The sequence below is a fragment of the Microbacterium sp. Z12_35 genome (assembly GCF_058310475.1).
The window spans coordinates 863728-882773 of the sequence record NZ_JBZEGJ010000001.1 but is presented as its reverse complement, the minus strand read 5'-3'; the positions used below and the strand labels follow the sequence as shown (position 1 = coordinate 882773).

The 19046-nt window shown below is 71.1% G+C and carries 19 protein-coding genes; all 19 read right to left on the bottom strand.

Going from position 1 to position 19046, the window contains the following annotated elements; translation table 11 throughout:
* Window position 1: 1 nt before the first annotated feature.
* Window positions 2–232, bottom strand: a complete 231-nt coding sequence (locus AC4FS1_RS04410; RefSeq protein ID WP_491152999.1) for a DUF6704 family protein — start codon at window positions 230–232, stop codon at window positions 2–4.
* Window positions 233–317: 85 nt separating this feature from the next.
* Window positions 318–902: a Trp biosynthesis-associated membrane protein gene (locus AC4FS1_RS04405; RefSeq protein ID WP_491152998.1), complete on the bottom strand. Its 585-nt coding sequence runs from the start codon at window positions 900–902 to the stop codon at window positions 318–320.
* The gene (gene hisI, locus AC4FS1_RS04400; protein ID WP_491155638.1) at window positions 899–1246 is read right to left on the bottom strand and encodes a phosphoribosyl-AMP cyclohydrolase; all 348 of its coding nucleotides are present in this window, start codon (window positions 1244–1246) and stop codon (window positions 899–901) included. Before hisI ends, AC4FS1_RS04405 begins: the two co-directional genes overlap by 4 nt.
* 26 nt (window positions 1247–1272) lie before the next feature.
* Window positions 1273–2037 carry an imidazole glycerol phosphate synthase subunit HisF gene (gene hisF / locus AC4FS1_RS04395; protein WP_491155637.1) on the bottom strand — a complete coding sequence of 255 codons (765 nt, stop codon included), beginning with the start codon at window positions 2035–2037 and terminating at the stop codon, window positions 1273–1275.
* 16 nt (window positions 2038–2053) lie between these two features.
* Window positions 2054–2896 carry an ATP phosphoribosyltransferase gene (hisG, locus tag AC4FS1_RS04390; protein WP_491152996.1) on the bottom strand — a complete coding sequence of 281 codons (843 nt, stop codon included), beginning with the start codon at window positions 2894–2896 and terminating at the stop codon, window positions 2054–2056.
* Between the two features lie 43 nt (window positions 2897–2939).
* Window positions 2940–3203: a phosphoribosyl-ATP diphosphatase gene (locus AC4FS1_RS04385; RefSeq protein WP_491152995.1), complete on the bottom strand. Its 264-nt coding sequence runs from the start codon at window positions 3201–3203 to the stop codon at window positions 2940–2942.
* A 113-nt stretch (window positions 3204–3316) separates the two neighbouring features.
* Window positions 3317–4009 carry a ribulose-phosphate 3-epimerase gene (gene rpe / locus AC4FS1_RS04380; protein WP_491152993.1) on the bottom strand — a complete coding sequence of 231 codons (693 nt, stop codon included), beginning with the start codon at window positions 4007–4009 and terminating at the stop codon, window positions 3317–3319.
* A gap of 23 nt (window positions 4010–4032) precedes the next feature.
* A complete protein-coding gene (locus AC4FS1_RS04375) occupies window positions 4033–5403 on the bottom strand; it encodes an RsmB/NOP family class I SAM-dependent RNA methyltransferase (protein ID WP_491152991.1) in 1371 nt (456 codons plus the stop codon).
* Window positions 5400–6320 carry a methionyl-tRNA formyltransferase gene (gene fmt, locus AC4FS1_RS04370; RefSeq protein WP_491152989.1) on the bottom strand — a complete coding sequence of 307 codons (921 nt, stop codon included), beginning with the start codon at window positions 6318–6320 and terminating at the stop codon, window positions 5400–5402. Before fmt ends, AC4FS1_RS04375 begins: the two co-directional genes overlap by 4 nt.
* An 8-nt stretch (window positions 6321–6328) precedes the next feature.
* Entirely contained in the window at window positions 6329–8302 is a 1974-nt protein-coding gene (locus tag AC4FS1_RS04365) for a primosomal protein N' family DNA-binding protein (RefSeq protein ID WP_491152987.1), read from the bottom strand.
* 27 nt (window positions 8303–8329) lie between these two features.
* Window positions 8330–9523, bottom strand: a complete 1194-nt coding sequence (gene metK, locus AC4FS1_RS04360) for a methionine adenosyltransferase (protein WP_491152985.1) — start codon at window positions 9521–9523, stop codon at window positions 8330–8332.
* A 107-nt stretch (window positions 9524–9630) separates the two neighbouring features.
* On the bottom strand, window positions 9631–9885 hold the full coding sequence (gene rpoZ, locus AC4FS1_RS04355) for a DNA-directed RNA polymerase subunit omega (RefSeq protein WP_442927132.1): 255 nt from the start codon (window positions 9883–9885) through the stop codon (window positions 9631–9633).
* Between the two features lie 134 nt (window positions 9886–10019).
* Window positions 10020–10916 carry a guanylate kinase gene (gene gmk, locus AC4FS1_RS04350; RefSeq protein ID WP_491152983.1) on the bottom strand — a complete coding sequence of 299 codons (897 nt, stop codon included), beginning with the start codon at window positions 10914–10916 and terminating at the stop codon, window positions 10020–10022.
* Window positions 10909–11757 (bottom strand): orotidine-5'-phosphate decarboxylase, encoded by an 849-nt coding sequence (gene pyrF, locus AC4FS1_RS04345; RefSeq protein WP_491152981.1) that lies wholly within the window; start codon window positions 11755–11757, stop codon window positions 10909–10911. The genes gmk and pyrF overlap by 8 nt, the downstream gene beginning before the upstream one ends.
* Window positions 11754–15041, bottom strand: coding sequence for a carbamoyl-phosphate synthase large subunit (carB, locus tag AC4FS1_RS04340; protein ID WP_491152979.1), 3288 nt, complete (start codon window positions 15039–15041; stop codon window positions 11754–11756). The genes pyrF and carB overlap by 4 nt, the downstream gene beginning before the upstream one ends.
* The gene (carA, locus tag AC4FS1_RS04335) at window positions 15041–16249 is read right to left on the bottom strand and encodes a glutamine-hydrolyzing carbamoyl-phosphate synthase small subunit (protein WP_491152976.1); all 1209 of its coding nucleotides are present in this window, start codon (window positions 16247–16249) and stop codon (window positions 15041–15043) included. Before carA ends, carB begins: the two co-directional genes overlap by 1 nt.
* Complete coding sequence (locus AC4FS1_RS04330) at window positions 16246–16743, bottom strand: PH-like domain-containing protein (RefSeq protein WP_491152973.1); 498 nt, start codon at window positions 16741–16743, stop codon at window positions 16246–16248. The genes carA and AC4FS1_RS04330 overlap by 4 nt, the downstream gene beginning before the upstream one ends.
* On the bottom strand, window positions 16740–18080 hold the full coding sequence (locus AC4FS1_RS04325; RefSeq protein WP_491152970.1) for a dihydroorotase: 1341 nt from the start codon (window positions 18078–18080) through the stop codon (window positions 16740–16742). Before AC4FS1_RS04325 ends, AC4FS1_RS04330 begins: the two co-directional genes overlap by 4 nt.
* A complete protein-coding gene (locus AC4FS1_RS04320; protein WP_491152969.1) occupies window positions 18077–19045 on the bottom strand; it encodes an aspartate carbamoyltransferase catalytic subunit in 969 nt (322 codons plus the stop codon). Before AC4FS1_RS04320 ends, AC4FS1_RS04325 begins: the two co-directional genes overlap by 4 nt.
* Window position 19046 lies beyond the last annotated feature (1 nt).

Here is a 19046-nt window from a genome sequence, read left to right as displayed (position 1 = left end):
CTCAATGCTCTTTGACGGTGGTCTTCGAGCCGCCGACGCCGTAGCCGGCCCGCGACATACCCCAGCCCACGAGGAGCCCGACGACCACCAGAACAGCAGAAGCGATCACCAGCCAGGCGAGGTCGAGGAAGAACGCGACGGTGCCGATCGCGATGGCGACCAGCATGATCGTCACGGCCGTCCAGGCGGCCGGAGAGTGTCCGTGACCGGGGTCGCCGATGTTGCTGCTCATGGGTCTCCTTCGGGTGCGGGCACGGCCTGTCGTGTGCGCACCCCAGTCTACCGGTGCCCCTTGCCGGTCCGAATCACCGGGGCGTTCAGCGCGTCGGGTCTTCGCCCCGGGACAGGTCGTCCCAGGAGTCGATCGCATCGGGCGGCCGCGACCCGGCCGGCCCGGGGGCCGAGCTGTACCGCCGGTCAGCGCCGCTTCGCCAACGGCGGGCGGTGACGAGGGTGAATCCGCTGGCGGCCGCCAGCAGGACCTGCGCGAGCAGCGTGATCAGAGGCCACGGCGTCGGATCGATGCTCGCCACCAGGCGGGCGACGGCGTCGACCCCGGCGATTCCCGTGGCGGTGGTCACCGTCGAGGCGACAGCGGTCACCGAGGGTGAGAGGGCGATCATGGCCGTCGCCCAGCCCAGGGCCACGGCGAGCACGACGCCCAACGCTCCGAAGATCACACGCACGACGGTTCCGACGATCGACAGTGCGGCGCCCAGGGCGAGCACGGCCAGGCTCAGCGGCGTCAGCACCGGAAGGGCGTCGGCGCCGGGGACGAGGAGAGGTTCGGCGGAGCCATCTGCGAGTGTCACGGTCAGCCACGTCTGCGTCGCCGAGATCACGCCGATCGCCCCGGCGGCGAGCATGGCGACGACGGCGAGCAGCCGGGCGCGCCGCTTCATGACGAGGCGCCCACCACGGGCTCCAGGTCATCGGCGTCGAAGCACGTGCGGGTTCCCGTGTGGCAGGCGGGGCCGACCTGCTCCACCTGGATCAGGAGGGCGTCCCCGTCGCAGTCCAGGCGCGCTCCACGGACGAGCTGGATGTTGCCGGATGTGTCACCCTTGCGCCAATACTCCTCGCGCGATCGCGACCAGAAAGTCACCCGGCCGCTGGTCAGCGTGCGGCGGAGGGCTTCGGCATCCATCCATCCGAGCATGAGTACCTCGCCGGTGTCGTGCTGCTGGATGATCGCGGGGGCGAGGCCCTCGGGCGTGAACGCGACGCGCGCGATCCTGTCCTCCACGCTCCCGCCTTCGTCGTTCTGCGTGGTCACGAACGCACCTCGATCCCGTCTGCGGCCAGCGCCGCCTTGACGTCCCCGACGGTCAGCACCCCGGTGTGAAACACGGATGCGGCCAGCACCGCGTCGGCACCGGCGTGGATGGCCGGCGCAAAGTGCTCGACGGCGCCGGCGCCCCCGGAGGCGATCACGGGGACGCTGGACACCTCCCGCATGAGGGCGACGAGCTCGAGGTCGAAGCCTTCCTTGGTCCCGTCGGCATCGATGGAGTTGACCAGCAGCTCGCCGGCGCCCCGCTCGATCGCCTCACGCGCCCAGTCGAGCGCGTCGAGGGTGGTCTCGGTGCGGCCTCCGTGCGTGGTGACGACGAACCCGGATGCGGTCGTGGCGGCACGCTTCACGTCGAGCGAGAGGACCAGCACCTGCGCACCGAACCGGTCGGCGATCTCGTCGACGAGGTCGGGGCGCGCGATCGCGGCGGAGTTCACGCCGACTTTGTCGGCGCCGACGGCCAGCAGCCGCGCGACGTCATCGACGGAGCGCACTCCCCCGCCGACGGTCAGCGGTATGAAGACCTCTTCGGCCGTCCGCCGGACGACGTCGTACGTGGTCGCCCGCTCGTCGACCGTCGCGGTCACGTCCAGGAACGTGATCTCGTCGGCGCCCTGGTCGAAGTAGAGCCGCGCGAGCTCGACCGGGTCGCCCATGTCGCGGAGGTTCTCGAAGTTCACGCCTTTGACCACACGGCCGGCGGCCACGTCGAGGCAGGGGATGACACGTCGTGCCAGAGACATCGTCACAGACCGTTCGTCACAGGCGTGCCGCGTGGATCTCGGTCACGAGGATGGCGCGGGCACCGATGGCCCAGAGGGCGTCCATCACCTGGTTCACCCCGCGCTTCGGGCTCATGACCCGGACGGCCACCCATTCGGGGTCGCGGAGGGGAGAGATGGTGGGCGATTCGATTCCCGGTGCGACCGTGACGGCGTCGTCCACGAGACGGGCGGGCAGGTCGTAGTCGATGAGGACGTACCGCCGGGCCACGAGCACGCCGCGCAGGCGCCGCAGCAGAGTGTCGGTGCCGTCCACGTCACGGGGGCCGGCGATCAAGACCGCTTCGGACTGGAGGAGCGCCGGACCGAAGATCTCCAAGCCGGCCTGACGCAGCGTCGTCCCGGTCGAAACGACATCGGCGACCGCATCCGCCACGCCCAGCTGCACGGCGGATTCGACCGCTCCGTCCAACGGTACGAGGTCGACGGCGATGCCGCGCTCGTCGAGGAAGCCGTCGACCAGACCCGGGTAGGCGGTGGCCACGCGGGCGCCTTCCAGGTCGGCGAGTTCGGTGAAGCGTCCGGGACGTCCGGCGAAGCGGAACGTGGAATCACCGAAGCCCAGCGCTTCGACCTCCCGTGCACCGGGCATGCGAGCATCCAGCAGCAGGTCGCGACCGGTGATCCCGACGTCGAGGGCGCCCGATCCGACGTACGTCGCGATGTCGCGGGGTCGGAGGTAGAAGAACTCGACTTCGTTAGCGGGGTCGATGACGTGAAGATCTTTCGGGTCCCGCCGGCCGGTGTAACCGGCCTCCGAGAGCATTTCGGAGGCGGTCTCGGCGAGCGAGCCCTTGTTCGGCACGGCGATGCGCAACATGACGGGCTTTCGTGGGAGGAGGCGAATGGGAGGGAGGGAGCGCTCAGAGATGTCGGTAGACGTCCTCGAGGCTCAGGCCTTTCGCGAGCATGAGAACCTGCAGGTGGTACAGCAGCTGGGAGATCTCCTCGGCTGCGGCGGCGTCGGACTCGTACTCCGCGGCCATCCACACCTCGGCGGCCTCTTCGACGACCTTCTTGCCGATCGCATGGATTCCCGCGTCCAGTTGCGCGACGGTACCGGAGCCGGCCGGGCGTTCGATCGCCTTCGCGCTCAGCTCGGCGAACAGGGCGTCGAACGTCTTCACTCAGCCAGGGTATCGAACCTGCGGCGGCCGCCGGGTCAGTGCGCGGCGATGCTGAGCCGGCTCACCACCAGCTCGAGCCCGGCCGAGACCAGGACGGGCCATGTCGGTTCCGCTCAGGGAGCGGTGTAGTGGCGGCGCGCGAGGGAGCGGAGGTGGGCGATCGCGGCGTCCGGGTCACCCGCCCCGAACACGGCGGAACCGGCCACGAAGGTGTCGGCTCCCGCCTCGGCGGCCTGCGCGATCGTCGACTCGGAGATGCCGCCGTCGACCTGGAACCACACCGTCGAGCCGCGCCGGCGGGCCTCGTCCACGAGGGCCCGCAGCTTCGGCATCGTTTCGGGTCGGAAGGACTGCCCCCCGAAGCCGGGCTCCACGGTCATGACGAGGATCTGATCGAACTCGTCGAGGACGTCGAACAAGCCCTCTCCGGGAGTGTCGGGCTTGATCGCGACCCCGGCGCGCGCGCCGATCTCCCGCAACCGGCGGGCCAGAGTCACCGGCTCGGCGGATGCTTCGAGATGGAAGGTGACCGATGCGGCGCCGAGCTCGGCGTAGGCCGGAGCCCAGCGCTCGGGGGCGTCGATCATGAGGTGCACATCGAGTGGGACCGGGCTGGTGTCCTGAACCCGTCGCACCATCTGCGGCCCGAACGTCAGGTTGGGCACGAAATGGTTGTCCATGACGTCGACGTGCACGAAGTCCGCCCCGGCGATCCGTGCGAGCTCGGACTGCATGTTGACGAAGTCGGCGGCGAGGATGCTGGGGTTGATCCGGACCGGATCATCGGAATCGCGCGGAGGGGCCACGGGTCCATTATGGCCAGCGCGCCTCACGCCGTCTTGCGCAGGAGCGCGATCGACATCGCGTCCGTTCCGTGCCGATGGGGCCAGAGCTGCGCGCGACCCGATCCGTCGGCCTGCTCGGGAAGCTCGATCGGCGAGCGGGAGATCGACCGGAGCACGGCGCGGGCATCGAGCTCTTCGATCCTTCCCCCCACGTCGCGGCGCACGTCGGCGAGCACTCCGGCCGTCTCCGCCAAGTGCGGCGAGCACGTGACGTAAGCGACGATGCCGCCGGGCCGGAGCCCTTCGATGGCGGCCAGGAGGAGTTCCCGCTGCAGTTCGGCCAGACCCGGCACATCGCCCGGGGTCTTCCGCCACCGCGCCTCGGGGCGCCGACGCAGCGCGCCGATGCCCGTGCAGGGCGCGTCGACCAGGATGCGGTCGTAGGAGCCGGGTGCCGACGCCGCGCGGCTGCGGCCGTCCTCCTCCGAGACGGGGACGTCCAGCGGCACTGCGGCGACCGCGCGGCGGACGAGCTCGGCGCGCGCCGGGGAGATTTCGTTCGCTTCCAGGGAGGCACCGGCTGCCAGCGCTTCGGCAGCCAGGAGCGCCGTCTTACCGCCCGGCCCGGCGCAGAGGTCCAGCCACCGCTCCCCCGCTCTCACCGGCGTCGCGCGACTGAGCGCCAGGGCGGCCAGCTGCGACCCCTCGTCCTGTACGCGGATGCGGCCCTCGCTTGCGCGGACCGTTTCCTCCGGGTCGCCCCCGGCCAGCGGGAAGGCGAAGGGCGAGTAGCGGCCGCGGCGCGCCTCGGCGGGCACCTCGGCGAGACCCGGCAGGGCGGCGAGCGTCACGCGCGGGGCGTCGTTGTCGGCCTGGAGGAGGTCGTCGAGCTCGTCGGCGCGGCCCTCGGCGGCCAGCGCGCGGCGGAAGGCGCGCACGATCCACACCGGATGCGACGACGCGAGCGATATGCGTTCGTCGTTCGAGCGCGCAGCCTCACCCACGCGGGCCAGCCATGTGCCCGGCGTGTCGCGGGCTACGCGCCGCAGCACGGCGTTGGCGAACCCCGCCGGACCGCGGCCGGCGGCCCGCCGGACGAGCTCGACCGACTCGTTGACGGCGGCGTGCGAGGCGACGCGTGTGGAGAGGATCTGGTGCACTCCGAGGCGGAGCGCATCCCGCACGGGCGGATCGATGTCGTCGGCGGGGCGGGCGGCGGCCAGCGCGATCACGGCGTCGTACGTTCCGCGCCGGCGGAGCGTGCCATAGGTCAGCTCGGTCGCCAGCGCCGCATCCTTCGTGTCCAGACCTGCTCGTGCGATGGTGTGCGGCAGCAGGAGGTTCGCGTAGGCGTCGGCGTCGTCCACGGCGCGCAACACGTCGTACGCCACCTGCCGTGCCGCTTGCACGCTCATGCGCCCGCCCTCCGGGCTTCCGTGCGGAGCCCGCGCCACCAGTCGGCGGCGGCCATGGCGCCGCGGCCGGCGGGCTGGACGCTGACCAGTTCGACGGGGACGCTCCCGGTGCCGGCGAGGACGCGGCGACCGCTGAGCGTCAATTCGCCGGGAGCGAGGGATGCGCCTTCGGCCTCCGCCGGTGCGGCTCGCGTGATCTTCAGGCGTGCGCCGTCCACGGTCGTGTGCGCGCCCGGTTCGGGGGTGGTGCCGCGGATGCGCGCGAGCACGGCCGCGGCGTCGGTGGTCCAGTCGATCTCGCCGTCGGCGAGGGTGAGTTTGGGGGCGAAGGTCGGCTCGCCGAGTTGGGGTCTTGCGACCGCGCGCCCGGCGGCGATGTCGTCGACGACGCGCGCGAGGAGGCCGGCGCCCGAGGAAGCGAGCGCCTCCAGCGCCTCACCTGCCGTCACGTCGCCCGCGGGCAGGGACTCCTCGGCGAACACGGGCCCGGCGTCGAGCTCGGCCACGAGCTGGAAGACGCTGGCGCCCAGGGTGTCGTCCCCCGCGATGAGCGCGCGTTGCACGGGTGCGGCCCCTCGCCAACGCGGCAGGAGCGAGAAGTGGAGGTTGATCCACCCGTGGGTGGGGGCGGACAGCAGCGGCTCCCGCACCAGCCCGCCATAGGCGACGATCACTCCGAGGTCGGGGGCGAGTGCCGTGACGGCGTCGGTGATCTCCTCGTTCAGCCGGTCGGCCTTGAGAACGGGAAGCCCGAGCTCCGTGGCCGCGTGGGCCACCGGGGACGGGGTGAGGACGCGTTTGCGGCCCAGCGGAGCATCCGTGCGGGTGAGTACCGCAGAGATCTCGTGGCTGCCGGCCGCGAGGGCGCGCAGGGAGGGGACGGCCGCCGCGGGGGTGCCGGCGAAGACGAGGCGCATGGTTCTCCTCACAGGTCCGGTTCGGGGATGTCGAACCGGACTCTGAGTGTATTGCGGGCGCGTGTGCCCTTGCCGCGACTCCGGGCGCGGGCAGAGACGGCGTCGGCCACCACCGCGGCGCGCAGGCTCTCCGCCACGGCGCGGCCGGCCGCGTATTCGAAGCGCACCAGCGCGCGGGCAACGGGAGCATCCCCATCGGTGGCGGGGCGCGTCACCGGCCCGAGGATCGCCTCGGTGGCGAGGTCGGGCACGTCGGCACGCAGCTGGGTCAGTGCCGCGTCCACGGCGGCGAGGGGTCCTTCGACCGAGGCGAGACGCACCGCCGGCGGCATATGCAGCGGGGCGCGCTCGGCGAGTTCGCCGCGGGCATAGGACGGTTGCGTCCACGTGGCCAGCGCGCGGGCCACAGGCCCGGTCACCCCCACGAGGTGCACGGGGGCGCCGGGGGCGGCCAGCGCGGCCGCGTTGGACCACCAGCGCAGGCAGTCCTCCCCGATGTGCAGGGCCTCCGACATCAGCATCCGCTCTCCGTCCAGCAGGATGACGGTGGCGTACCCGCCGGGCGCGAACGGCTCGGCGCCCCGGGTCGCCACGACGAGGGCGGGGCGTCCATCCACCTCCGCGACCTGGTGGGCGCCGTCGGAGACGATCACGCGGACGCCGGGGAACGCGCGCCCGAGCTCGTCCGCGGTTCGCTCGCTGCCGGAGGAGGCCATGCGCACGGTCTGCCCCTCGCAATGCGGGCACGTCCAGCCGTGTGCGCTCCGGCCGCACCACGCGCAGGTGGGAACGACCCCCGGGCGTGTCGCCCGCAGAGGACCCGCGCAGAAGGTGCAGCGGGCGGGGCGGCGGCACTCGCCGCACACGAGCGAGGGAGCGTAGCCGGGGCGGGAGACCTGGATGAGCACCGGGCCGTGCGCGAGGGCTTCGCGGGCGGCCTGGAACGCCGACGACGGCACCCGTGACCCGCGCTCTCCCTCACGGGTCGCGCTGAGCACGACCCGCGGTGAGGCGCGGCGCTTCAGGTTGGCCTCCCGCACCCACCGCACATCGACCAGCCGCTGCACGTCGGTGGTGCGCGTGTGTCCGGCGAACACCAGCGCCGACCCCTCGAGTTCCTGCCGCACCAGCGCCGCATCGCGCGCGTGCACGCCCGGGCTGAGCGGTTCCGACAGCAGCGGATCGCCGTCATCCCAGATCGCGACCAGCCCCGCCCGGACGGGCGCGTAGACGGCGGAGCGGCGGCCGATGACGATGCAGGGTGCGTCATCGAGCATGCGCAGGAACTGGGCGTACCGCGCCGGGCCCGACTGGTCGGCGTCGTCGCGCACGACAGCCTCGGCGGGGACGAATGCCCCCAGGGCGCGCTCCAGCTGCGCCTGGTCGCGATAGTCGGGCACGACGAGGATGACGCTTCGTCCGGCGGCGAGGACGTGAGCGGCGGAGGCCGCCAGCAGCACCGCCCACGCGCCGGTGGCGATATCGCGGGCGGGGCGGGGCGGGGCATCCACCACCAGGCGCTCCCCCGCAGCCAGGCCGGCGACCAGGTCGGCGTACTCCTCCAGCGCCGCGTTCGCGCGGGCGAGTGCCTCAGCAGGCACGAGCGGCGCGACGAGCGGGTCAGCCGCGAGCCAGGCCTTCTCGGCGCGCACCATGCGCTTGGGAACCGCCAGGCGCAGGATGTCGGCGGCCGACCCCGCGGCCCGATCGGCGACCCGTCGCGCGAGTGCGTAGAGCCGGGGAGGAAGCACGGCGACCGACGACACGACGCTGTCGATCTCGGACAGCGGCCGATCGCCGTCGTCGGCCTCATCGATCTCGACGACGAACCCGTCGACCTGCCGTCCGGCCGACCGCAACGGCACACGGACGCGGACCCCCGGTGTCACCTCGACGCTCGCCGGGATCGCGTAGTCGAACAGACGGTCCAGCTGCGGAAGCGGCGAATCCAGCAGCACCCGGGCGACCCGCCGGGCACTCATCCGAACGCCCCGCCGAGCGGAGGCACGTCAGAGTCCGGCGGCGGCGCGCAGCTCTTCGACGCGGTCGGTGCGCTCCCACGTGAAATCGGGAAGATCGCGACCGAAGTGTCCATACGCAGCCGTCTGGGCATAGATGGGGCGCAGCAGATCGAGGCGGTCGATGATCGCCTTCGGGCGCAGATCGAACACGTCGAGGATGGCGCGGGTGATCGCCTCGTCATCGATGCGGCCGGTGCCGAAGCTCTCGACGTACAGCCCGACCGGGCTCGCTTTTCCGATGGCATAGGCGACCTGCACCTCGAGGCGCTCGGCGAGGCCTGCCGCGACCGCGTTCTTCGCGACCCAGCGCATGGCGTATGCGGCCGATCGGTCGACCTTCGACGGGTCTTTGCCGCTGAACGCCCCGCCGCCGTGACGCGCCGCTCCCCCGTACGTGTCGATGATGATCTTCCGGCCGGTGAGGCCGGCGTCGCCCTTCGGGCCGCCCACGACGAAGGGGCCCGCCGGGTTGATGTAGTACTTCACGTCGGGGAGGTCGAGGCCCGTGTCGGCGAGGACGGGGTCGATGACCTCGGCCCGCACGAGGGCACGCAGGTCGTCCTGCGAGATGTCGGGATGGTGCTGGGTGGACAGCACCACGGACTCGACGGTGCGGGGGATCTGCCCGTCGTATCCGAGGGTGATCTGCGTCTTGCCGTCGGGGCGCAGGAACGGCAGCCGGCCATCGCGGCGCGCGGCGGCCAGCCTCTCGGCCATGCGGTGAGCGGTCCAGCTCGCCATCGGCATGAGCTGCGGCGTCTCCGTCGTGGCGAAACCGAACATGATGCCCTGGTCGCCCGCGCCCTGCTCGTCGCGGGGGTCGATCGATCCGCGTTCCCGCTGCTCGAAAGCCCGGTTCACTCCCGCGGCGATATCGGAGGACTGCGCGCCGATCGACACGCTCACACCGCAGGACTCGCCGTCGAACCCGGTGTCGCTGGAGGTGTACCCGATGCGATTGACCACGTCGCGCACGATCGCGGGGATCTCCACGTAGGCGCTGGTGGAGACCTCACCCGCCACGTGCACGAGACCGGTGGTGACGAGCGTCTCGACGGCGACCCGGCCCGTCGGGTCTTCGGCGAGGATCGCATCGAGGATGCTGTCGGAGATCTGGTCGCAGATCTTGTCGGGGTGCCCCTCCGTGACGGACTCGGAGGTGAACAGCCGCAGCTCGGTCATGCATGCTCCCTCAGGCGCAGAAGCTGATTCGGGTGTGGGGTGCAACGGACACGAGTATGCCCCGGACGGCGGACAGCCGACCGGGGCCGCTCACGCCCGACGGGACGTCACTCGACGTGACGCAGGCGGAGCTTGTCCTCGTGGATCTCGTGCATCGCGATGGTGAGCGGCTTGTCCTCGACGGTCGAGTCCACGAGCGGGCCCACGTTGTCGAAGAGGTTGCCCTCGTGCAGGTCGGAGTAGTAGTCGTTGATCTGACGAGCGCGCTTGGCGGCGTAGATCACGAGCTGGTACTTGGAGTCGACCTTCTCGAGAAGGCTGTCGATGGGGGGCTCGATGATGCCCTGGTTCGTTCCGGCCATGGAAGACCTCCTGGTTCGGGGTGGAAAGGCTGATGCCGAGGATGCGGCGCCCGATGAGCGCCGAAGCATCCCCCTAGTCTACCGGGCCATGCTCGGCCGGCGGCGACGGCCTGTATGGTACGAGCGTGGGGTCGTCACCGTGCGACGGCGACGACCTGTTCGGCTGCGGCGGCGACGTCGTCGTTGACGACACGGAAGTCGAACTCGTTCTGCGCCGCCAGCTCGGCACGCGCGGTGCGCAGGCGTCGCGAGCGTTCCTCGGCGTCCTCCGTGCCGCGACCGACCAGGCGGTTCACGAGCTCATCCCAGCTGGGCGGCAGGAGGAACACGAGGGCAGCCGACGGATCGGCCGCGCGCACCTGGCGTGCTCCCTGGAGGTCGATCTCGAGGAGGGCCGTCCCCCCGTCGGCGAGAACTTTCTCGATCGGCGCGCGGGGCGTCCCGTAGCGATACCGATTGTGCACGGTGGCGTGCTCCAGCAGCGCCCCCGACTCCACGAGCCGGTCGAACTCGGCGTCGTCGACGAAGAAGTAATGCTCCCCGTCGACCTCCCCGGGCCGCGGCGGACGCGTCGTGGCCGACACCGACAGGTGGATCTCGGGGTGGTGCTCCTTGATGTGCGAGGCGACGGTCCCCTTGCCCACGGCCGTGGGACCGGCGAGCACGACGAGGCGGCTCCGCCCCGGCCGCGGTTGCGGCTCGGGCCACCGCCGGTCGAGGTAGTCGAGGAGTGCGCGACGCTGGCGCGCCCCGAGGCCGCCGAGGCGTTTGACGGGCGAGATCGCCAGATCGGCGAGGATGCGGTCGCGTTTGCCCTCGCCGATCGCGGGGATCGCCGTGAGGAACTCCGGAACGCGCATCGCCCCGGCGGCGGAGTCGGGCTCGGCCAGGGCGCGCCGGAGCAGTTCCTGCGGCGTGATCACACGGCTCGTGACGTCGCGCTTCAGGGCGGCGCGTTCGCGCCGCGCCGCGACGGCGCGCCGCGATGCCGCGGCGCGATCGACCTCCGGGGGACGGCGGACGTCAGTCATCGAGCGCCTCCTGGTACAGCGTCGAGCGTTCGTCGATGCGTGCGGCGAGACCGTCCGGCCCCGCCGAGAGGATGCTGCGGCTCTCGCTCGCGATCACCGCGCCGGCACGCGGTCCGAACCGCGACGAGAGGTCCCGCGGCTGGGCGCCCTGAGCGCCGAAACCCGGTGCGAGGATCGGGGCGACGGGATCCTCCGCGCCGTGACCGAGCCCGGCGGCGAGCAGATCGACGGTTGCGCCGATGACCACGCCGATGCTCCCCCACTGCTGGTCGGGAGTGGATGCGGCGTTGAACGCCGTGACCTGCTCGACGACGAGGGCCGACACGGTGTCTTCGTCCACGTCCGCTCGTTGCAGTTCGCGCGCCTCGGGATTGCTCGTCGCCGCCAGCACGAACACGCCCTTGCCTCCTGCAACGGCCTGGCGGAGGGTCCCGCTGAGCGCTTCCACGCCCACGTACGGGCTCACGGTGAGGGCGTCCGCCTCCAAGGGTGCTCCGGCCTCCAGCCACGCGGCGGCGTAGCCGTCCATGGTGGAGCCGATGTCGCCGCGCTTCGCGTCGGCGATGACGACGAGGCCGGCCCCGCGGGCTGCCCGGAGCACATCTTCCAGCGCTGCGAACCCGGCGGCACCGAACCGCTCGAAGAACGCCACCTGCGGTTTCACGATGCCGACGCGTCCTGCCGAGGCCTCCACCACGCGGAGGCCGAAATCGCGGACGGCGGATGCCGTGGCATCCAGCCCCCACTGCGCGAGGAGGTGCTCGTGCGGATCGATTCCGACGCACAGGGGGCCGTAGGCGTTGCGCGCCGCCCGCAGGCGCTCACCGAAGCTCGTGCTCATGCGCGCGCCGCCCGGTCGGCCGCGTACTCCTGGAGGCTCCGCACGCGGAACCCTTCGCTGACGACCCCGAGCGCGCTGACTGCGGCGCCGAGCACCGCCATCGTGGTGAACAACGCCTTATCGCCCGCGACCGCCGCCGCGCGGATCTCGTACCCGTCCGCCCGAGCGAGGCCACCGCTCGGGGTGTTCACGACGATGTCGATCTCACCGGCGTTGATGAGGTCGACGATGTTGGTCTCCCCCGAAGCCTGCGTCGCGGAGTACTTGTTGACCACGCGCACCTCGATACCGTTGCGGGACAGCACCTCCGCGGTGCCCTCGGTGGCCACGAGCGTGAACCCGAGCTCCTGCAGGCGGTGGGCGGGCAGGATGACGGCGCGCTTGTCGGCGTCCGCGACGGAGATGAACACCGTGCCGGTCAGCGGCATGCCGCCGTATGCGGCTTCCTGGCTCTTCGCGAATGCCGTGGGGAAATCGCGGTCGATGCCCATGACCTCGCCGGTCGAGCGCATCTCGGGGCCGAGGATGGAATCGACGGTCTGCCCGTCCCTCGTCCGGAAGCGCTTGAACGGCAGCACGGCTTCCTTGACGGCCACCGGGGCATCCAGCGGAACACGTGACCCGTCTTGCGGCGGGAGCAGCCCCTCGCCCTTCAGCTCGGCGATCGTCGAGCCGGCCATGATCCTGGCGGCGGCCTTGGCGAGCGGGATGCCGAGGGCCTTGGACACGAAGGGCACGGTCCGGCTCGCGCGCGGGTTGGCCTCGATGACGTAGAGGACACCGGCGCTGATCGCGAACTGCACGTTCAGCAGTCCGCGCACGCCCACGCCCTCGGCGATCGCGAGGGTCGCGTCACGCACCCGATCCACGTCGGCTCGGCCGAGGCTCATCGGCGGCAGGGTGCAGCTGGAATCGCCGGAGTGGATCCCGGCCTCCTCCAGGTGCTCCATCACGCCGCCCACATACAGCTCGGCACCGTCGTAGAGCGCGTCGACGTCCAGCTCGATGGCGTCGTCGAGGAAGCGGTCGACCAGGAGCGGCATGCCGGGGCCGATGATGGCCTGGTCGGCGACGCGGACGAAGTAGTCGCGCAGGCTGGGAGTGTCGTAGACGATCTCCATCCCGCGTCCGCCCAGCACGAAGCTCGGACGCACGAGCACGGGGTATCCGACCTCTTCGGCGACCGTGACGGCACCGTCGACGTCGATCGCGGTGCCGCTGCGCGGGGCGACGAGGCCTGCCTCATCCAGCAGCCGGGAGAACAGCTCCCGCTCTTCTGCGAGGTCGATCGCGGCGGGGCTCGTCCCGAGGATGCGGTAGCCGGCGGCCTCGATCCCCTTCGCCAGGCCCAGGGGCGTCTGTCCGCCGAGCTGGCAGATGACCCCGAGGATCTCCCCCGACGCGGATTCGGCGTGCAGGACCTCGAGCACGTCTTCGAGCGTCAGCGGCTCGAAGTACAGGCGGTCGGAGGTGTCGTAGTCGGTGGAGACGGTCTCCGGGTTGCAGTTGACCATGATCGTCTCGAACCCGGCGTCCGACAGGGCGAACGAGGCGTGGACGCACGAGTAGTCGAACTCGACGCCCTGCCCGATGCGGTTGGGGCCCGACCCGATGATGACCACCTTCGTGCGGTCGGAGGGCTCGACCTCCGTCTCCCAGTCGTAACTGGAGTAGTGGTACGGGGTGAGGGCGGGGAATTCGCCCGCGCACGTGTCGACGGTCTTGTAGACCGGGCGAACGCCCAACGCCGTGCGGACCCCGCGGACCTCGGTCTCGGTGTCGCCGCGCAGTTGAGCGATCTGAGCGTCGCTGAAGCCGTGTTCCTTCGCCAGGCGCAGGGTGTCGGCATCCAGTTCGTCCGCCGTGTGGACGGTCTCGGCGACCTCGTTGATCAGGACGATCTGGTCGAGGAACCAGGGGTCGATGGCGGTCGCCTCGAACGCCTGCGCGACGGTCGCGCCCTTTCGGAGCGCCTGCTGCACGACGACGATGCGTCCATCCGTCGGCGTCTTCGCGACCTCCAGAAGCTCCTCGACCGGCCGGTCCTCCGTGCCCCAGTGGAAGCTCGACCCGCGCTTCTCGAGCGACCGGAGCGCCTTCTGCAGCGCGGTGGTGTAGTTGCGTCCGATCGCCATGGCCTCGCCGACCGACTTCATGGTGGTCGTCAGCGTCGGATCGGCCGCGGGGAACTTCTCGAAGTTGAAGCGCGGCACCTTGACGACGACGTAGTCCAGGGTCGGTTCGAAGCTGGCCGGGGTGACCTTGGTGATGTCGTTGGGGATCTCGTCCAGCCGGTAGCCGATGGCCAGCTTCGCGGCGATCTTGGCGATCGGGAAGCCGGTGGCCTTGGACGCGAGAGCCGACGAGCGGGACACGCGCGGGTTCATCTCGATGACGATGATGCGGCCGGTGGCCGGGTCGACGGCGAACTGGATGTTGCACCCGCCGGTGTCCACCCCCACGGCGCGGATGATGTCGATGCCGATGTCGCGGAGCTTCTGGTACTCGCGGTCGGTGAGGGTGAGGGCCGGCGCGACGGTGATGGAGTCGCCGGTGTGGACGCCGACGGGATCGACGTTCTCGATCGAGCACACCACCACGGTGTTGTCGGCCGTGTCGCGCATGAGCTCGAGCTCGTACTCCTTCCACCCGAGGATGGACTCCTCCAGGAGCACCTCGGAGGTCGGGGAGTCGTGGAGGCCGGCCCCGGCGATGCGACGGAGGTCTTTCTCGTCGTAGGCGAAGCCGGATCCGAGGCCGCCCATCGTGAACGACGGGCGCACCACCAGCGGGTAGCCGAGTTCGTCCGCGGCGGCGAGAACCTCGTCCATGGTGTGCGCGATCCGGGATGCGGCGACCTCGGCGCCCGCGTCGATCACGAGCTGCTTGAAGATCTGGCGATCCTCGCCCTTGTTGATCGCCTCGAAGTTGGCCCCGATCAGCTCGATGTCGTACTTCTCGAGGATCCCGTGGTTGTGGAGTTCGATCGCGGCGTTCAGCGCGGTCTGGCCGCCGAGGGTGGGGAGGATCGCGTCGGGGCGTTCCTTGGCGATGATCGTCTCGATGACCTCCCACGTGATCGGCTCGATGTAGGTGGCATCGGCGAAGTCGGGGTCGGTCATGATCGTCGCGGGATTCGGGTTGACGAGGATGACGCGCACGCCCTCCTCGCGCAGCACACGGCAGGCCTGCGTCCCCGAGTAGTCGAACTCCGCGGCCTGACCGATGACGATCGGGCCGGAGCCGATGACCAGGACGGAATGGATGTCGTCGCGCTTGGGCATCAGTGGGAATCCTTCGTAGTGTCACGGCGCTTCGTCTCGTCGCTGCGCTCCTCGCTCAGCGACCGGGTGGACTGGTCCTCACGGACCAGCTCTGCAAATCGGTCGAAGAGGTAATTGGCGTCGTGGGGTCCGGCCGCCGCCTCCGGGTGGTACTGCACCGAGAACGCCGGGATGTCGAGGGCACGCAGCCCCTCGACGACCTGGTCGTTGAGGCCCACGTGGCTGACCTCGACGCGGCCGTAACCGTGCGGGCTGTCGGTCGGGCCCTCCAGCGGCGCGTCCACGGCGAAGCCGTGGTTGTGGGCGGTGATCTCCACCCGTCCGGTGGTCTTGTCCAGGACCGGCTGATTGATCCCGCGGTGTCCGAAGGGGAGCTTGTACGTGCCGAAGCCGAGAGCGCGGCCGAGCAGCTGATTGCCGAAGCAGATGCCGAAGAACGGCAGCCGGTCATCCAGCACCGCGCGGAGCAGCTCGACGTGCTCGTCGGAGGCGGCCGGGTCGCCCGGTCCGTTGGAGTAGAACACCGCGACCGGCTCGATCGCGCGGAGCTCATCGATCGTGACGTCCTGCGGAAGCACGTGCACGTCGAAGCCGCGGGCGGCGAGGTTGTGGATGGTGGCCTGCTTCACTCCGAGGTCGAGGACGGCGAGATTGCCGATGCGCTCGCCCGTGGCGGGGGTCACTTCCGCGACGGCCACCGACACCTCGGCGGACAGGTTCCGCCCCGACATCTCGGGCGTCTCCTGCACGATGCGCAGCTGCTCCCCCGGCTCGATGGCGGCGGCGTCGCCGGAGAAGATGCCGCCGCGCATGCTTCCGGTCGAACGGATGCGGCGGGTGACCGCCCTCGTGTCGATGCCGCTGATGCCCACCACGCCGTCGGCGACGAGCGCGTCGTCGAGCGACTCCTCCGCGCGCCAGTTGGACACGACGCGGGAAGGGTCGCGCACGACATACCCCGAGACCCAGATGCGGCGGGACTCGGTGTCTTCGGTGTTCATGCCGGTGTTGCCGATGTGGGGGGCGGTCTGCAGCACGATCTGGCCGGCGTAGGAGGGGTCGGTGAGCGTCTCCTGGTAGCCGGTCATCCCGGTGGCGAAGACGACCTCGCCGAGCGTCGTGCCGCGGGCGCCGTAGGCGCGGCCGGGGTAGCGGGTGCCGTCCTCGAGTACCAGGACGGCGGGGTCGGTCGAAACACGGGAGATCATGCGTTTCCTGTCGGCAGAAGGCGGCGGATGGCGTCGGCCACGGCTCGGGCAGACGCATCCTGGGGGCGGAGGTAGGTGTCGACGATGGTGTCGTCGTCGATGCGCCAGGAGAGGCGCGTGAGGCCGTCTCGCTCGACGACGCGGTCGATCGCGACGGTGGCCTGGGCGGCGTCGACGATGCGGTCCGTGGGGAGGAACATCCGCGGCTGGCCGGGGAGGTCGAGAACCACTCCGGCGTCGGTCACGGTGATGTCGGCGCGGGAACGGAAGGCGAGCCCGCGGATCGCGAGGCGCTCGAGCGGCTCGCCCGCGCGCGTGGTGGCGACGTACAGCCCGGGGAAGGTCGCGAGGACGGATGCGCCGGCGGGCGCCTCGCCGATGGGAGCGTCGAATCCGGCGTCGCGGCGGGAGCGTCGCATCCACGCCCACGCCAGGACCGCCAGGGCGACCACGGCGACGCCGATCATGACGGCGAGTGCGCCTTCCCGGCTCATGCGCGCGCCCCCGGTGCATCCAGCACGCGGCCATCGGCGACCGTGGGCGTGCCGGCGTAGAACGTCCACCGCACCTCGCCAGGAAGCTCACGGCCGAGGTACGGAGAGTTCCTGCTGCGCCCGTGCAGGTCGTCCCGGCCGAAGGCACGGGTGGGGCGCGGGTCGTACAGCGTGAGCGAGGCGGGCTGGCCCGCCGTCAGGGGCGTGCCGGCGTCGGTGCGGCGTCCGATACGGGCCGGGACGCGCGACATCACCCGTGCGACGTCGGCCCACGTGAGCAGGCCGGTGTCGACCATGGCGAGCTGCACGACCCGCAGCGCGCTTTCCAGCCCCACCATGCCGTTCGCCGCTGCCGGCCATTCACAGGCCTTCGCTTCGGCGGGGTGCGGGGCGTGGTCGGTGGCGACGATGTCGATCGTGCCGTCGGCGAGCCCCTCGCGCACCGCGAGGACATCCTCTTCGCGGCGGAGGGGTGGATTCACCTTGAAGCGGGCGTCGTAGCCGCGGGCCAGCTCCTCGGTGAGGAGCAGGTGGTGGGGCGTCACCTCGGCGGTCACGTCCACCCCGCGCTTCTTGGCCCAGCGGATGATGTCCACCGATCCGGCCGTGGAGAGGTGGCAGACGTGCAGCCGCGAGCCGACGTGTTCGGCGAGGAGCACATCGCGCGCGATGATCGACTCCTCGGCCACGGCCGGCCATCCGGCCAGCCCCAGCTCGGCGGAGACGGCCCCCTCGTTCATCTGCGCGCCCTCGGTCAGGCGCGGATCCTGCGCGTGCTGAGCGACGACCCCGTCGAACGCCTTCACGTATTCCAGCGCGCGGCGCATGATGAGCGGGTCCCACACGCAGAAGCCGTCGTCGCTGAACACGCGGACCCGGGCGCGCGAGTCGGCCATCGCTCCCAGTTCGGCCAGCCGCTCGCCCTTCTGGCCGACGGTGACCGCGCCGATGGGCTGCACGGAGACGAACCCGGCGGCTTCACCCAGCGCGAGTTCCTGTTCGACGACGCCGGCGGTATCGGCCACCGGCGAGGTGTTGGGCATGGCGAAGACGGTCGTGAACCCGCCGGCCGCGGCCGCGCGCGATCCGGAGAGGATCGTCTCGGATGCTTCGTAGCCCGGCTCGCGCAGGTGGGTGTGCAGGTCGACCAGCCCGGGAAGGGCGATCAGTCCGTCGGCGTCGATCACGGTGGCACCGGCCCGGGTCGCCCCCACCCCGGCTTCCACCAGCATCCCGTCGGCGAGAACGAGGTCGGTCGCGCCGCCGCCTTCGACGCGGGCCCCGCGGAGGACGAACGTTTCGGCGGAGCCACCCGGGGCGGCGTGCAAGGCGCTCATCGGTGGTCCTCTTTCTCGGTCGCGGGGCGCTCGCCCGCCAGCAGCAGGTACAGCACGGCCATCCGCACGGACACGCCGTTCGCGACCTGCTCGAGCACCGTCGAGCGATCGGAATCGGCGGCTTCGGCGGAGATCTCCAGACCCCGGTTCATCGGTCCGGGGTGCATCACAATGCTATCGGTCGGCAGCGACGCCAGCCGCCGCGCGTCCAGGCCCCAGCGCCGGGAATACTCCCGCTCAGTCGGGAAATACGCGGCGTTCATGCGTTCCAGCTGGATGCGGAGCATCATGAGCGCGTCGGGATCCTCGGCGATCGCCTCATCGAGATCGAACAGCACCCGCACGGGCCAGCGCGACATGTCCTGCGGGACGAGGGTGGGGGGCGCGACCAGCGTCACCTCCGCTCCGAGCGTGTGCAGGAGCCAGACGTTCGAACGGGCGACGCGCGAGTGCAGGACGTCGCCGACGATGGTGACGCGCAGGCCCGAGAGGTCGCGACCGCGGCTGGAGTCGCGGTGGGTGCGCTTGCGGATCGTGAACGCGTCCAGGAGGGCCTGGGTGGGGTGCTCGTGGGTGCCGTCGCCCGCGTTGATCACGCCGGCGCTGATCCACCCGCTGGTGGCCAGGGTGCGCGGAGCACCGGAGGCGCCGTGGCGGATGACCACCGCATCCGCCCCCATGGCCTGCAGGGTCTGGGCGGTGTCCTGGAGAGACTCCCCCTTCGAGACGCTCGAGCCCTTCGCGGAGAAGTTGATCACGTCGGCCGAGAGACGCTTCGCGGCGGCCTCGAACGAGATGCGGGTGCGTGTGGAGTCCTCGAAGAAGAGGTTCACGACCGTTCGGCCACGCAGGGTGGGGAGCTTCCGCACCTCGCGCTGCTGCGTGTCGGACATGTCTTCGGCGACGTCGAGGATCCGGAGGGCGTCGTCGTACGCGAGGGTCTGCGTGTCGAGCAGATGCTGCATC